Origin of the sequence: Pseudomonas sp. NFACC08-1 (genome assembly GCF_900106735.1) — a bacterium.
GTDB classification, from domain to species: Bacteria; Pseudomonadota; Gammaproteobacteria; order Pseudomonadales; family Pseudomonadaceae; genus Aquipseudomonas; species Aquipseudomonas fluorescens_Q.
Genome location: NZ_FNNL01000008.1, coordinates 271,432 through 285,453 on the forward strand (window position 1 = coordinate 271,432; position 14,022 = coordinate 285,453).

Annotated in this window: 10 protein-coding genes, 1 tRNA gene and 2 pseudogenes; 7 read left to right on the top strand and 6 right to left on the bottom strand. The window is 58.7% G+C overall.

The window, feature by feature from the left end; genetic code table 11:
* The first annotated feature begins 33 nt into the window (after window positions 1-33).
* Window positions 34-924, top strand: coding sequence for a DMT family transporter (locus BLU76_RS18650; protein ID WP_371856168.1), 891 nt, complete (start codon window positions 34-36; stop codon window positions 922-924).
* Window positions 925-1,049: 125 nt separating this feature from the next.
* Here BLU76_RS18650 and BLU76_RS18655 read toward each other — a convergent pair whose 3' ends face one another.
* The 5 genes and pseudogenes from BLU76_RS18655 to BLU76_RS32330 form a co-directional block, all read right to left on the bottom strand.
* Window positions 1,050-1,427: a c-type cytochrome gene (locus tag BLU76_RS18655; RefSeq protein WP_092149620.1), complete on the bottom strand. Its 378-nt coding sequence runs from the start codon at window positions 1,425-1,427 to the stop codon at window positions 1,050-1,052.
* A gap of 106 nt (window positions 1,428-1,533) precedes the next feature.
* Window positions 1,534-2,121 carry a hypothetical protein gene (locus BLU76_RS18660; RefSeq protein WP_014340199.1) on the bottom strand — a complete coding sequence of 196 codons (588 nt, stop codon included), beginning with the start codon at window positions 2,119-2,121 and terminating at the stop codon, window positions 1,534-1,536.
* Window positions 2,122-2,125: 4 nt separating this feature from the next.
* Entirely contained in the window at window positions 2,126-2,569 is a 444-nt protein-coding gene (locus BLU76_RS18665) for a DUF3592 domain-containing protein (protein ID WP_170867305.1), read from the bottom strand.
* Between the two features lie 131 nt (window positions 2,570-2,700).
* Window positions 2,701-3,606: a methyl-accepting chemotaxis protein gene (locus BLU76_RS32325; RefSeq protein WP_371856169.1), complete on the bottom strand. Its 906-nt coding sequence runs from the start codon at window positions 3,604-3,606 to the stop codon at window positions 2,701-2,703.
* Window positions 3,601-4,863 (bottom strand): annotated as a pseudogene (locus BLU76_RS32330) (HAMP domain-containing protein); the annotation flags it as partial. The gene BLU76_RS32325 and the pseudogene BLU76_RS32330, both read right to left, overlap by 6 nt.
* Before the next feature lie 922 nt (window positions 4,864-5,785).
* Between BLU76_RS32330 and BLU76_RS18675 the strand changes: the two are divergent.
* Window positions 5,786-8,086, top strand: coding sequence for a calcium up-regulated protein (locus tag BLU76_RS18675; protein WP_092223800.1), 2,301 nt, complete (start codon window positions 5,786-5,788; stop codon window positions 8,084-8,086).
* Between the two features lie 170 nt (window positions 8,087-8,256).
* Here BLU76_RS18675 and BLU76_RS18680 read toward each other — a convergent pair whose 3' ends face one another.
* Window positions 8,257-9,474 (bottom strand): MFS transporter, encoded by a 1,218-nt coding sequence (locus tag BLU76_RS18680; RefSeq protein WP_092149632.1) that lies wholly within the window; start codon window positions 9,472-9,474, stop codon window positions 8,257-8,259.
* Between the two features lie 331 nt (window positions 9,475-9,805).
* Here BLU76_RS18680 and BLU76_RS18685 point away from each other — a divergent pair, with 331 nt between their 5' ends.
* The 5 genes and pseudogenes from BLU76_RS18685 (at window position 9,806) to BLU76_RS18705 (ending at window position 13,986) form a co-directional block, all read left to right on the top strand.
* On the top strand, window positions 9,806-11,863 hold the full coding sequence (locus tag BLU76_RS18685; protein WP_063324372.1) for a methyl-accepting chemotaxis protein: 2,058 nt from the start codon (window positions 9,806-9,808) through the stop codon (window positions 11,861-11,863).
* A gap of 103 nt (window positions 11,864-11,966) precedes the next feature.
* Window positions 11,967-12,043: transfer RNA gene (locus tag BLU76_RS18690), tRNA-Met, on the top strand.
* 182 nt (window positions 12,044-12,225) lie between these two features.
* Window positions 12,226-12,403, top strand: a pseudogene (locus tag BLU76_RS31920) (integrase); the annotation flags it as partial.
* A gap of 117 nt (window positions 12,404-12,520) precedes the next feature.
* Window positions 12,521-13,045: a sigma-70 family RNA polymerase sigma factor gene (locus tag BLU76_RS18700; RefSeq protein WP_092149682.1), complete on the top strand. Its 525-nt coding sequence runs from the start codon at window positions 12,521-12,523 to the stop codon at window positions 13,043-13,045.
* Window positions 13,042-13,986 (top strand): FecR domain-containing protein, encoded by a 945-nt coding sequence (locus BLU76_RS18705; RefSeq protein ID WP_092223802.1) that lies wholly within the window; start codon window positions 13,042-13,044, stop codon window positions 13,984-13,986. Before BLU76_RS18700 ends, BLU76_RS18705 begins: the two co-directional genes overlap by 4 nt.
* The last annotated feature ends 36 nt before the right edge of the window (window positions 13,987-14,022 follow it).

Genomic DNA, 14,022 nt, shown 5'->3' on the forward strand with positions numbered 1-14,022 from the left:
CAGTAAAGTTTTTCTATTGGTTGGAGCGTTTGTCTGATGACTGCGATAACTGACCCAGACCGCAATGAAACCAGCCGTTCGATCTGGGCATTGCAGGCGATTCTATGCCTGGTTGCCTTCGCAGCAAATTCGATTTTTTGCCGCCAGGCACTGATGAACGGTCAAATTGACCCCGATTCATTCACGGCGATTCGGTTGCTCAGTGGCGGGGTATTTCTGCTGCTCTTGATCAGGCGTCGTAATCCTCGTCCAAGCATCGGCGGTAGCTGGAGGGGTGGCCTTTCTCTTTTTCTTTACGCCTACCTTTTCTCCATTGCCTATGTTCAGCTAGGTGCAGGCGTGGGCGCCCTGATCCTGTTTGGAGCGGTGCAAATCACGATGTTCATCCTTTCCTGGCAAGAAGGAGAGCAGATTCAGAAAAAAGTGCTGATAGGCATGATAACGGCGTTCTGCGGTCTGCTTGCAATGTTGCTGCCGGGCGCTGATGCGCCGCCTATTGGCAGCGCATTGCTCATGGCGATGTCGGGAGTGGCGTGGGGCATTTACTCGGTGCTCGGCAAAAGGTCCGCCAACCCGCTCGCCGACACCACGGGCAATTTTGCAAGAAGCCTTCCGTTGCTGTTTTTGCTTGGCCCCGGCATGGCTTTCGGAAGTGGTGCTCACATGAGTTCGCCTGGCGTGCTGTACGCGCTGGCTTCAGGTGTATTGGCGTCAGGTTGCGGCTATGCGCTCTGGTACGGCACGGTTAAGCAAATCAGCTCGCAGCAAGCGGCAACCCTTCAATTAAGCGTACCCATCATTGCTGCGCTGGGGGGCGTCTGGCTCTTGAGCGAGCCTATGTCGATCCGCTTGTTGATGGTCTCAGCCGTGGTACTGGGGGGCGTCGCGCTGGCTTTGCCGGCGAACCGTCACCACGGCAATTGATCCATACGAACCATCACGCATGGGCAGCCTGCATGAGGCTGTTTATTAGATTCTTCTTGCCAGTATCGGCCGCCAGTAGCCCTTACCGCAGAAACGAATACACACACCCTCCCAAACCGGAGAGATCATCGGCTCTTTGAAATCACGCCATCCATATACTGATTCAAATCGCGAAAATCCTTAACGCTCCAAGAATGCGGCGGTAGCTTCACACCATTCTCTCGCAAGGTCCTCGGAATCAAATCCCCATTGGGTCGCAGTATTATCGACGACACAATGACACCCGGATAATCACTCAGTCGTTTCTTGAAAGCGGACGTTGTAAGGTCAGGCGCAGGAGGATTGCTTTTATGCGCCAACGGCCCTGTCCCCTTGATATCCGCCCCATGACACATGGCACATCTCTGTAGATAGAGATTTTTCCCATTGGCATTATCCGCAAAGGCCAGTGATGTTTGAATGAGCGATAAAAGCCCTAGCGAAGCGATGACTGATATTTTCATTATGCTTTCGGCACATACCAATTTTTATGGGCGCAACTCCCTGCGGGAGCAAACTCATTCCCACAGGTTTTAGATGCCGGGATTGTTGTCCGCTCGCACAATCCGACTAGAACAGATAGCCCATGTAGATCGCCGCGCCACCACCGGCCTGCAGGCCAGCATTCACCCCGGCCATGACCACCGCGCCCTTGGCCGAGCGCGCCAGTTGCCGGTTGACCGTGGTCGAAGCGATGAGCGAGGTTGCCGGGTTGGAGCTCAGGGCCACCGACAACGCCAGCAACTTGGGATCGAGCCCGAACAGCAGGGCCGTGGCCGAACCGCCGATCCCCAAGCCCACGCCCACTTCGGTATACATGCAAGGGCCGGTGATATCGTCACTGGTCAGGTCGCGGTCGACCAGGGCGTCGCTGACAAACACCTTGCCAGTGCTGGGAAACGCCTCTGCCGCACCGGCCGCAGCCACACCCTTGCCCTTGATCTGGATATTGATCTTGCCGAAACGCGGCAGCCTGGCGCCAAACCCGACACCCACGCCGACCCCGCCATAGCGGTAGCTGACGTCTTCGCCCTGGGGCGAGCGCAGGATAATCGAGCCACCACTGCCCGCCACCATGACCACGGTCAGGCCACCACCGCTAGCGGTCTGGTACTGCCAGCGACTTTCATTAACCGGGAGTGGGATGTTGTAGCTCATACGTTCAAAGTCCTTTATGTGAATGAACCGCATCGCGACCGCGTTGGCGGGTGGCTTTCAGCAGGCCGACAAGGGTGAACACCAGGCCGATAACACCCAGTACACCGGAAGTGCCCCACAGTGCCGCCGGGGCATCGACGATGGCGCTGGCCGTCGGCTGCTCGGGCAGGTAATGCACCCGCACCGGCTGGTCCTTCTGATAGCCGAAGATAAAGCCGCCCTGGGGGTAGGAAATTTTTTCACCACTGACGGTGGTGAAGGCGATCTCGGGATGCGAACCACCGGCATTCAAGTGGCTGACGATGCCATCGACGGTCTGTGCCCGGGCGAGGAAGTCGCGACGGTCGAGGGTGAGATTGACGGCAATGCCCAGCAAGCCAATGCCGATCAGCGCAAAAAGCAGGCCCAGCAGTATCGTCCCGGTGCGTGACGGGGGGTAGTTAGCCATAGCTTGTCCCGGTATTCGTCCATGAAAGAAGGCGGGGAGGATAACAAAAAGCCTGCTATGTCGTAATGCGGTTCATTCGAGGTTTGTGATCGCCGTGGCGAGGGAATTTCCGCCCTCGCCACGGATGCCCATTAGCCTCTTTTGACCTTGAAGCGTCCCAACACCCGCTGCATCAGGGAAGCTCGCTCTGAAAGATCCTTGGCTGCCACTGCGCATTCTTGTGAGTTGGACTGGTTTTTCTGCGTCACTTCATCGATCTGTTCCAAGCCGATGCTGGCCTGCTGCAAGCCGGAAGCCTGCTCGCTGGAGGCCTGGTAGATCAGCGAAACCAGGTTGGAAACCGCGCTGGTTCCACTGACGATGTTCTTCAGTGATTCGGCGGTCCGGCCGGCGATGATCATGCCACGCTGAGTCTTGCTCGATGAATCGGCGATCAGCGCGGCAGTCTGCTGGGCGGCCTCGGCACTGCGGGCGGCCAGGCTACGCACTTCATCGGCGACCACGGCAAAACCGCGCCCAAGCTCACCAGCCCGGGCAGCCTCGATCGCCGCGTTCAAGGCCAGCAGGTTGGTTTGTGCGGCGATGTTGTCGATGGTGGTGATGATCGCAGTGATGTCCTTGCCCGAGTTGTCGATTTCAGCCATGGCGGCTATCAGTTCGCTCATCAATTTGTCGCTTTCCCCGGCATCGGCCCGCGAGGCCTGGGATTGCTCATCGGCCTTCTTGGCGTTGGCGGCATTGTCCCGGGTCTGGGCGGCCATCTGCGTCATCACCGCGCTGATTTCGGTGATGGACGAGGCGGAATTGGAAGCTCCGTCCGAGAGTGACTGACTCAAGTCGGTAACCTGCGCCGAGCTGCCGGTGATCTGGGTGGCGCTGATTTGAACCTCGGAAATCAGCTGGTTCAGGTTGCTGACCATTTTCTCCAATGACTTGCCAAGGGTGTCATGGGGCGAAGACAAGCGGACCTCCAGATCCAGGTCACCTTCGGAAATACGCTCGGCCACCCGCACCTGCCGTTGCAGGCTTTCAGACATGTCGTTGAGGGCCACAGACAACTGCCCGACTTCATCTTCGGATTTCTGCACCAGGCGACGAGAGAAATCCCCCAGGCTGATGGTGGCGGCCAAGGCGGCGGCTTCGCGAATCGGCCCAACGATTTTTGCCGCGGCATACCACAGGGCAGCCAGGGCCAACAACGAAATGACCAACCCTACCGATACCTGCCAGATGCTGTTGTTGAGGCTGCGCGCTTGCAGTTCCTGCTCCAGGGCGATGGCCTGGCTCATGACCACAGCCTTGGGCAGGCGAATCAACACCGCCCAGGGCTTGCCCGTGCGACCGAGCGCAATGGGCATCAGCACTTCGATGTTCTGTGTTTGCGCATTGAGCAGGCCATCACCCCGACCGCCCTGGATATCGCGGAGCACTTTTTCCCATGAGTTCGGCAACAACGCCTTGATCGGCTGGCCAATCAGGTCGGTCCGCTGGCTGTCCGCGACCACCAAGCCCTGGTTACTCAAGATCGAAACCGTGCCTTTGCCGCCGTAGAGATCGGCAGACATCTGCTCGCTGAGTTTCTGGATAAACGCGATATCGAAGTCAGCCCCGACCACACCGTAGAACTTGCCGTTGGATACGATGGGCACCGACAAGGTGGTCAGCCAGACGTTTTTCCCCTGGACCACATAAGGAATGGGGTCGAGCACGCTTTCCTTGAGGGTGTCGCGCGGGCCGCTGTACCAGCCGCCCTTGGGCACACCGTTGGGATGACGGTCCGGGGAGTCATACTCGACCAATGGTTGCACCGCGACGTGGCCATCGGCGCTGCGCGTCCAGTAAGGCGTGAAGCGCCCGGTCAGCGGGTTATTGCCATCCTCTGCATTGCGGAACGCCGGATCCTGCCCGTCCAACGCATTCGGTTCCCAGCAGGAATAGGTGCCGTTGAAGTCCGGGTTATCCTTGAGGACGCTGAGCAGTACGCTGTTGATCTGTTCACGGCCCAACGCCAGGGGGCTTTGCGAGGCCTTGCTGGCGGCAAAGGCATTGGCCATGGTGCGGGCTGCATCCAGCGCATTCTGCAACTTGGCCTGGATGGCGTTGGCCCGGGACTCGGCCAGGTTCTGGATTTCCCGGATCGCTGATTTTTCAACCAGTGCGCTGACCTCGGTCGAAACATATTGCTCGTTGGCCCGGGCGCTGAAGAGCCCGTAGACAATCAGGCTGATGGATGAAACAAACAGGCATACGCCTGCCGTGACACAAATGCGTGCCTGCAATGACTTGAACTTCATATCATTCCCCGCCTGATTCTATTTATGGCCAACGTCAAAAGACGGCAGCATCTAACGTATGCACGACACGGCATGACAATCGATTACGGCTGCTACGCCGTCCCCGAGGCAAACACCTTGGAAGAACTTGGCGATACAGCTCTTTATAAGAATTTCAATATGGCAGGTGGGGGGCGCAACCCCTGTCCGCCCGCAGCGCAGAAGAGGTCATCAAACCAAGAATCGAAGGCCTTATGTCCGGGACAATAAGGGCGATAGCTGGAAAGAATGTGAAAACCTGCTTTTTCAGTCACCACAGGGGTCACCCTTGAATAATGCTGCAGATTCCCTTCTAACCATTAACCACAACAGCAAATTAACACGACCAACCTTTATACAAATACCCACTTAAGGCTTATACAAACCAGTACTTTAGTCGCAACAGCAACGTACTCATCAAGTACAAGATTCACAGCGTTTCAAGTTTGGACTCACTCCTTGCACGGCACTGGCCACCACCGCGCAAAAGGGAGGGCTCAGGCAAGATATGGGCGCCGGGCTACACTCCATGCGCGCCCAGCAAGGCACAACGCTCGAACGCCTTCTTCCGCATAGATAGGGAGATTCTCATGCACCGTCTCGCAAACCACGGATATACGAAGAGACCCGCCCCCGCCATTTGTGCAGTGCTGCCAGCCACTGGCGACATTGAACGGCACCTCCCTGGCTGAGCATTCCCTCGGCTACCTCAAGTCCGGGAACGATTGATTCGCTCCGGGACTTCGCAACCCGACACTTGAAAAGACTTCCCGATCAATGCATCGGCGTAGCAGGCACCGGCGCGCCGGACTCTTGGGAGCGCAGCCGTACCCATGCACTGCGCGCCCTCACATGCGCAAACAACCGCAAGGCGTCCACCCAATGTCGTGAAAAGGAGATCCACATGAACAACCTGAGCGATATAACGCTGGCAACATCCACCAACCCCAGCGCCTTCCTCACGGTCCCGCTCGGCGATCCGGTCCAGGCTGACAACGGCAACATTCCACCCAACACGCGGATGCTGCCCGGCCAGTGGGCGGCAGCGGCCGACAACAGTTACGTGTTGCTGCTGCAGCCTGACGGCAACCTGGTGCTGTACCAGGTCGTCACAGGCCCCGTGGCGGCCAACAGCTCGTTCACCGGTAGCGCGATCTGGGCCACTGGCACCAACAATGGCGCCTACTTCGATGTCCAGACCGATGGCAACCTGGTCCTGGGTACCAGCGACGGCAACGTGGCATGGTCACCCTACACCAACGGCATCGACCCACAGGAACTGCTCGTCCAGACCGACGGCAACCTCGTGCTGTACAACACCCTCAACCAAGCCTGCTGGGCCTCAAGCAGCAATCACTATCAGGTTTGGCCGCCGACTCGCTGGGTCAATGTACAAAGCCGCCTCGTCGCACCCGAGAAAGGCGTGCCCTTTGTACTCACCGCCAGTTCAGACGGCGTGACGCTGAGCCCTTTCGTGGCCGGTTCGCCCAACCAGATCTGGCAAGTCACCGCCGATGGACGGCTGCTCAGTGGCCTGCTCGCCGGGTTGGTGCTGGGTCAGGATACCGACAGCAGTACGCCAATCAACACCACACAGAGCGTACCCGTCCCGGTCGAGCAAACCTGGCTGTGGAGAACGGGACTCGGCCCCACGGCCATCCAGAACAGCGCTTCGAATCAGTATCTGAGTGTCGATATCACGGGGGGCTCGGTTCAGATGCAAGATACCGACACCTTGAGCCAATGGTACTTCATGCCTACCACGCCCCTGGACAGCATCATGGCCTTGCCGGCGTCCGACTCGGCCTTCCCGGCCTTTACACCTGACCAACAGGCTGTCTATGACTGGATCAACAACAAACTGGCGGCCATGAACAATCAGCCCCATTTGATCCTGCGCGAGCAGTACACCAACGGCGCCAGCACCCTGGACAATTACCGGCAAGACATGCTCGGCCTGGACTACAGCGCGTTCCCACCGCAAGTCTGGCACCCCGTAGTGGACCAGTTGAAGTTGGAGCTCAGCGCGGCGAGCGCCGTCAACAGCCTGTTCGCCTGCTACACCAGTTTCCACACCCTGCTGTTCGAGGACCAGGGGGCGTTGCTCTCCGAACTTGGGCTGGATGCCGGGTTCGAGGACGGTGACTCGACCAATATCGGCGGCATCATCCTGGCGGTGCTCTCGGGCGTCATCTACACCGTGCTCTCGGCTGAAACGATGGAAGGCGACATCAATTATTTCGCCGTCGCGGCCAACGTTCTCCAGAGCGGTATCAATGTGGCGGTCGCGGCCCAGACCTCGAACGTTTCTCCCAGCCTGTTCCAGGTAGCCTATGCCGACCTGTGGGGACAATTGAGCGCTACCTTCGAAGGGTTGCTGGACACGTTCGACACCATGGAAACCACGATACTGACCGACTGGGCCAAGCTGAAAATCACCTATACGCTGATCGCTTCCACTGCGCCCGACGGATTGTTCTGGAACTCCGGTGAAACTGGAAATATGGTGAAAGCCGCCAAGCAGGGCTACGTGCTGTCGGTGATGCAAATGCTGCTGCCGACCAAATTCCAGATCTATCAATACCTGGACGTCAATAACAACCCCATCGACGGTGTGCCCGCCTATGCGCAGTACATCACACCCGCGATCGACGGGACCTACTTCAAATACTGGATCGCCGATTCGACGGATTGGTCAATCTATCCGCAAGAAATCGCGCTCACCCAGGTCTGGGACAACGGCGGCTCGAAGGACGACTTCTTTAACAACAGGAACGGTTGGGCGTTCGCCATGACGCGGCCCTACACCTACAGCGGCAACGCCGCCAATTACCTGGTAATCGCGCTTACCAACCTGAGCCCGAACACGCTGGTGGCCACGGTGTTCAATCCGTCCCCCACTTCCGCCGGGCCGTCCCCACAGACCCTGTATCCCTACGAGACCGTGTTGATCGAGGCCGAAGCAGCATTTCCTGGTGGTGTAGCGATCACGCTCTCGATCTTCGACCCTTCCCGTGGCAACTACTTCGACGAGCCAATCGCCTCGTTCGATGCCTTTCAGGATTACTCTGGGTTTGCGGCCGGTAATGTGCGCACCGCCAACGCCACGACGGCGGGCGATTATCAACTGTCGACTCCACTGTGCAACTCGGGCGGGTACAAGCAATACCCCGGCGCCATCCAGGCCAGTATCTACCGTCCTTGAAGGGTGAATCGCAGGCATGAGGAACGGGAATTGCGCTAGAAGAAAAAGCCGTGTTGACAGGCGGGCTTGCTCCGAAGGCGCTGGGTCGGTTTGCAATGATGTTGGATGTGCCGACGCCTTCGCGAGCAAGCTCGCGTTGGCGTCGGCTCAGCTACATGGACCTTCGCGCCTCAAGCCTTTCGAGTCCTCGGCAAGAAAATCGCCAACACCCCGAACAGCGGCAGGAACGAGCACAACCAGTACACATACTCGATGCCGCGGATGTCCGCCAGGTGCCCCAGCAGCGCGGCGCCAATCCCGCCGAAACCGAACATCAGCCCGAAGAACACGCCGGCGATCATCCCGACGTTGCCCGGTACCAGCTCCTGGGCATACACCACGATGGCCGAGAACGCCGAGGCCAGGATGAAGCCGATGACCACGCTGAGGATGCTGGTCCACAACAGGTCAACGTGAGGCAGGATCAGGGTGAACGGTGCCACGCCGAGGATCGAGAACCAGATCACCGCCTTGCGCCCGATCCTGTCGCCAATCGGTCCGCCGAAGAACGTCCCCGCCGCCACTGCCCCGAGAAACAGGAACAGGTGCAATTGCGAAGAGGCCACCGACAAGTCGAACTTCTCGATCAGGTAGAACGTGAAGTAGCTGGTGAAACTGGCCATGTAGAAATACTTGGAAAACACCAACAGCCCCAATACCACCAGCGCACTCAAGACCCGGCCTTTGGATAAGCCATGCGTGGCCGCTTGGCCTTGCTTGAGCTTGAACAAGTTCAGGTGGTTGGCGTACCAGCGGCTGATGCGGTACAGCACGAACAGCGCTAACAGGGCGAACAAGCCGAACCAGGCCACATTGCCTTGCCCATAGGGAATGATGATCGCCGCCGCCAGCAGCGGGCCGAACGCTGAGCCGGCGTTACCGCCCACCTGGAACGTCGATTGCGCCAGCCCATAACGGCCGCCCGAGGCCAATCGCGCCACCCGCGACGCTTCCGGGTGGAAGGTCGACGAGCCAATGCCGATCAATCCCGCCGCCAACAGGATCAAGGCAAAACTGCCGACCATGGACATCATCACAATGCCGATCAACGTGCACACCGTCCCGGCCGGCAGCAGCCAGGGCTTGGGGTGCCGGTCAGTGTGATAGCCGACCCAAGGCTGCAACAAAGAGGCGGTCAACTGGAACGTCAGCGTGATCAAGCCAACCTGAGTGAACGTCAGGCCATAGCTGTCCTTGAGCATTGGATAAATCGAGGGCAGCACGGCCTGGATCAAGTCGTTGATCAGATGCGCCAGCGCCACGGCGCCGATGATCCGCATGACCAACGGGCTGCTTTGCGCAGTGGTGGCAACGACCGGGGTCTCGGCCTGGGTATTGCTGATAGCCATGGGAGTTTCCATACGACAGAGGGTGCACACGGGCAAGGCGTCAATGTGCCATTTTTCGGTGCAGCAAGGCTATCCCCTTAGCTAGCTATCGACCTCGAAAAATTGTCGAAATCCAAGGTGATAGCCCAACGCCATGGTCTGAATCTTGCCTTGTTAACGGTCTACAACACGGCTCCTTACAAAGGAGACCGAGAATGGGAAGTTTCGCTACAGAGCTGGCCTACCGAGCCGATTTGGACAAACTTTCGAGGCCTTTTAAAAGAGCACCTGTTTCGACACTTGTGTAGAAAACGCACAAAAATAGTGCAAGGGTGTTCAGGGGAGTATGGGCATGCAGGCTTTTTTATCACCTGGAATCAGGTTGTTGGGGCATTTCGGCTTCGCCCGCAAATTCCAATTGCTGTTCCTGCTTTTTATCCTGCCGCTCATGGGCAGCCTATGGCTTATCGGCCAGGACTATCGCGACAAACTCAGCCTGATTTCCGGGGAACGCGCCGGGGTGCGCCAATTGCTGGCCCTGGATAACCTGGACAACCTGCTCACCGCGCAGCGCAACCGCGCAGCCCGCTGGCGTGCCACCGAAACCAATCGGCAGCCGACACCCGCGACGCTGGCCGCCATGGCAGCGTATGACGCAGTGCAACCGGCCCTTACCCAGGCCGCCAGTGACCTGGGCAACGCCCTGCAAACCGAAGGCGCCGAAGCCGATACCCTCGCCCGCTATCAAGCCCTGCAAACCAGCCTCAACGGTCTGGATTCGAAAAGCCTGGGCAGCGTGGGCTGGTGGCCGGATGGCTACGACCGCTTCACCGCCGCCCTCAGCGCCCTGCAAGCCTTGCGCGAACAGATGGTCATGGACAACCGCCTGACCCTCGCCTCCTGGCTGGAAACGTATTTGCTGACTCAGATCTCCACCCAACAGACGCCGGACCTGATCGAACGGGTCGGTCGCCTGGCCAGCGTTGGACAAGCCTCCGTGGTATCAGGCCAGTTCACGTTGCAGAGTCGCCTGCAACTGCGGGACCTGCGCAGCCGTATCGGCGACGCCCGGGACCAGTTGGTCAAGACCGGAGCGCTGCTGGAAACCCGCCTGCCCAGCGATCTGCAAACCTGGGCCGGACAATACCAGGGCAGCCTCAAGCACTTGGATGCTGGCCTGAAAGTGTTGGATGACGGCGTGTTCGGCGGTTCCATCAATCTCAAGCCCGAAGACTTCGAAAAACACATGGACGCCCTCCTCGCCGACCTGGCGACCCTGCGGCAACAGTCACTGGTGGCACTGGATACGCGGCTGGACCATTACCACGGTTCGGCGATTCGCCAGTTCACCCTGGTAGCGACGGTACTGGGCTGCCTGCTGCTGGCGGCGCTGTATCTTTTTGTTTGCCTGCAAGCGTCGATCCGGCGCAGCGCCAGCGGCATTACCCTGCTGGCCGAAGCCCTGCGCGACGGCAATCTCAGCCTGCAAGTGCCGGTGCAAGGGCGCGATGAACTGGCGGCCATCAGCACCGCTCTCAACGTCGCCGTGGTGCAATTGCGCAACAGCCTGCTGGGGGTCGACCACGAAACGTTGCAGTTGAGCAACGCTGTACGCACCCTCAATACCCATTCCAGCGGCGCCCTGGGCGAAGTCGAGGCCCAGCAGATGCAGATCAGCCAGATCGCTGCCGCCGCGACACAACTGGCCGCCACCTCCCAGGGCGTGGCAAAGAGTTGTGAACAGGCCTCCGATAGCGCCCAGCAGACCCGCCGCATCGCCACCGACAGCAGCCACGACAGCCAACGCACCACGGCCAGCATCCAGCAGCTCAACCAGCGCCTCAACGAAACCGCCGCCGCACTGGGACGGGTCAGCGAACAGGGGCAACAGATCCAACTGGTGGTCGATACCATTCGTGGCGTGGCCGAGCAGACCAACCTTTTGGCCCTCAATGCCGCCATCGAAGCCGCTCGCGCCGGGGAACAGGGCCGTGGTTTCGCGGTGGTGGCCGACGAGGTGCGCAGCCTGTCGCAACGCACCCAATCCTCCACACAACAGATTGCCGCCACCGTCGACAGCCTGCGCGCCACGGTCAACGAAGCCGTCAGCCTGATGGAAGCCGCCTGCGGCCAGGCCCAGACCGACGCCCAAGCCGTCACCGGTCTTGGCGAACGGCTGGGAGAAATTGCCAGCGCGGTGCAAAGCGTCACCGATACCCTGGCGCAAATCGCCACCGCCGTGGATGAGCAAGCCAGCACCGCCGACGAGGTCAGCGGCAATATCCAGCAGGTCGACCAGGCAGCAATGCGTTTGCTTGAAGGCGCAAGGGCCGTGAACCTGGCGGCGGATACCCTGAGCCAGGGAAGCCGGGCTCTGAGTGCCAACACAGGGAGATTTCAGCTCGGTTGATAGCGATTTGCTGCGAGGATTGTTAAGCGGTTGAAAGCGCAGAGAAATATTTCAGATTTACGCTTGACACATCTGCGTTACCGGCGAATAATGCGCGCCACTTGGCTACATAGCTCAGTTGGTTAGAGCATAGCATTCATAATGCTGGGGTCCGGGGTTCAAGTCCCTGTGTAGCCACCAAGTCCTGTTCAACGATGTTTTCGAACGTCTTTGAACAACAAGAAGCCCGCCTAGTGCGGGCTTTCTTGTATCTGGAAATCCATTCCGCTCTACGCGCATCCTTCACATCCTGTATGCCCCCCATGTCTGCCTCAGTAGAAAGCATACATAGATGAAGCGCAGCGATATCAAACGCCGTCCCCTCTCCGATAGCCGCCAAGAAAGCTAGGAAAGCTGCGGAGATAGAAGCCACAAACGAACCCCTCGAGGCCTTGGCTCGTAAATGGCATTCCTCTCGCTTGGGCGGCTGGGGATCTCGACACAGCGAAGAGGATTCTCGGAGCCTTGGAACGTCACGTGTTCCCTTCTCTAGGAAAACGTTGATGAGGGACGTCTAAACGCCCCATGTCGCAGAGGCGAAGCTCATAGAAAGCCTTACGCCTTGAAAAAATCACAACACTGGAGATAATGATAAGAATTATCATTCAGTACACTCCAATGACCCACATTGCGCTCGCTTCTTCCAGTGCTCGGCAGACGGTTCTGCACAGTCTTTTTGGCGACCATCATGGTTGGTTGCTGAGTCGCCTGCGGGCGCGGCTTGGTTGTACTCATGATGCCGCTGACATGGCTGCCGAAGTGTTCGTTCAGGTTGTCGCTTTACCTGAGCCGCAGGCGATACGCGAACCTCGGGCGTTGCTTACGACCATTGCCAAGCGACTGATGTACGACAGTTGGCGACGGCGCGATCTGGAGCGTGCTTATCTGGAAGCGTTAGCGTTGCAACCTCAAATGTTTGAGCCCTCTCCCGAAGTACGTGCTTTGGCGATTGAAGCGCTCCTTGAAATCGATGCCTTGCTCGCCGGTCTTTCTGCGCGAGCCCGTACTGCATTTCTGTGCAGTCAGGTGGACGGAATGAAGTACGCCGACATTGCCGAGTTGATAGGGGTCTCGACCATTCGAGTACGTCAATACGTGGCCAAGGGTTTGAAACTGTGCTGCCAGAATCTGATGCGCAAATGAAGCACACACGCTCCGCAGTCGATGAAGCTATCGAGTGGACGGCCTGTATGCGCTCAGGCGAAGTCATGGCCGACGAACAAAAGGCGTTTGACGCCTGGTTTGCCAACCCGACGAATGCGCAGGCATGGGAGAAAGTTCAGGTCCATTTGGAGGCAACCTTCCCACCCCTCTTGCGTGGCTCGGACTCACAGGTACGCCGGGTGCTGCAAACCCCTGATCTGCAGCGACGTCGCTTGCTTCGTGGGGCGCTGGTGTTCGGCGGTGTCGGCATCGGTGCAACACTGATTGGCCGGCAGAGTACGCTGTTCTCTACTATCGGAGGCGATTTGCGGACCGCTACGGCCCAACGGGGTGATTTCAATCTGTCGGATGGCAGCAAATTGCGGTTGGATGCACGCAGCGCGGTGGATATCAATTTTACTGATAGCGAGCGCAGCCTGCTGCTGCGTGCCGGAAAGCTGATCATTGAGGTCAGTGACGACCCTCGGCCTTTCGTAGTGCAAACGTCCCACGGATTTGCACGCGGCGCTGGCGCTCGGTTCATGGTTTCGCTGCAGGGCGATTCGACCCATGTATGGGGCATGCGGTCCAGCCTCTGCATCGGTCGCCTCAACGATCGTTGTTCAGCACTCCAAAGCGGCGAAGGTGCCCGACTCGACTCGAAAGGCATCACGCCACTGGCGGCTAATCGTAAAGGTGAGAGCAGTTGGGAGAGCGGCAAACTAAGTGTGGATGACTGGGCGCTTGGGGAGGTGATCGAGGCATTGCAGCCTTACCGACGCGGGGTGATCCGCATCAGTACGGCAGCGGCCCGGCTTCGTGTTTCCGGCCTGTTCTCCTTGGATAACAGTGAGCGTGCACTGAACTCGCTGGAGCAGATTCTGCCCGTACGCATCGAGCAGTACCTGGGGTTCTGGACCCAGATCGAACTGCTCGGCTAAGTTTTTTTCATCTGCCCTGTATCGCTTTTTCAGTCT

Excerpts from the sequence above, each read along its gene's own strand:
- BLU76_RS18655 (WP_092149620.1), bottom strand. The coding sequence starts at position 1,427 with ATGAAAATATCAGTCATCGCTTCGCTAGGGCTTTTATCGCTCATTCAA.
- BLU76_RS18660 (WP_014340199.1), bottom strand. The coding sequence starts at position 2,121 with ATGAGCTACAACATCCCACTCCCGGTTAATGAAAGTCGCTGGCAGTAC.
- BLU76_RS18665 (WP_170867305.1), bottom strand. The coding sequence starts at position 2,569 with ATGGCTAACTACCCCCCGTCACGCACCGGGACGATACTGCTGGGCCTG.
- BLU76_RS32325 (WP_371856169.1), bottom strand. The coding sequence starts at position 3,606 with ATGTCTGAAAGCCTGCAACGGCAGGTGCGGGTGGCCGAGCGTATTTCC.
- BLU76_RS18675 (WP_092223800.1), top strand. The coding sequence starts at position 5,786 with ATGAACAACCTGAGCGATATAACGCTGGCAACATCCACCAACCCCAGC.
- BLU76_RS18680 (WP_092149632.1), bottom strand. The coding sequence starts at position 9,474 with ATGGCTATCAGCAATACCCAGGCCGAGACCCCGGTCGTTGCCACCACT.
- BLU76_RS18685 (WP_063324372.1), top strand. The coding sequence starts at position 9,806 with ATGCAGGCTTTTTTATCACCTGGAATCAGGTTGTTGGGGCATTTCGGC.
- BLU76_RS18700 (WP_092149682.1), top strand. The coding sequence starts at position 12,521 with ATGACCCACATTGCGCTCGCTTCTTCCAGTGCTCGGCAGACGGTTCTG.
- BLU76_RS18705 (WP_092223802.1), top strand. The coding sequence starts at position 13,042 with ATGAAGCACACACGCTCCGCAGTCGATGAAGCTATCGAGTGGACGGCC.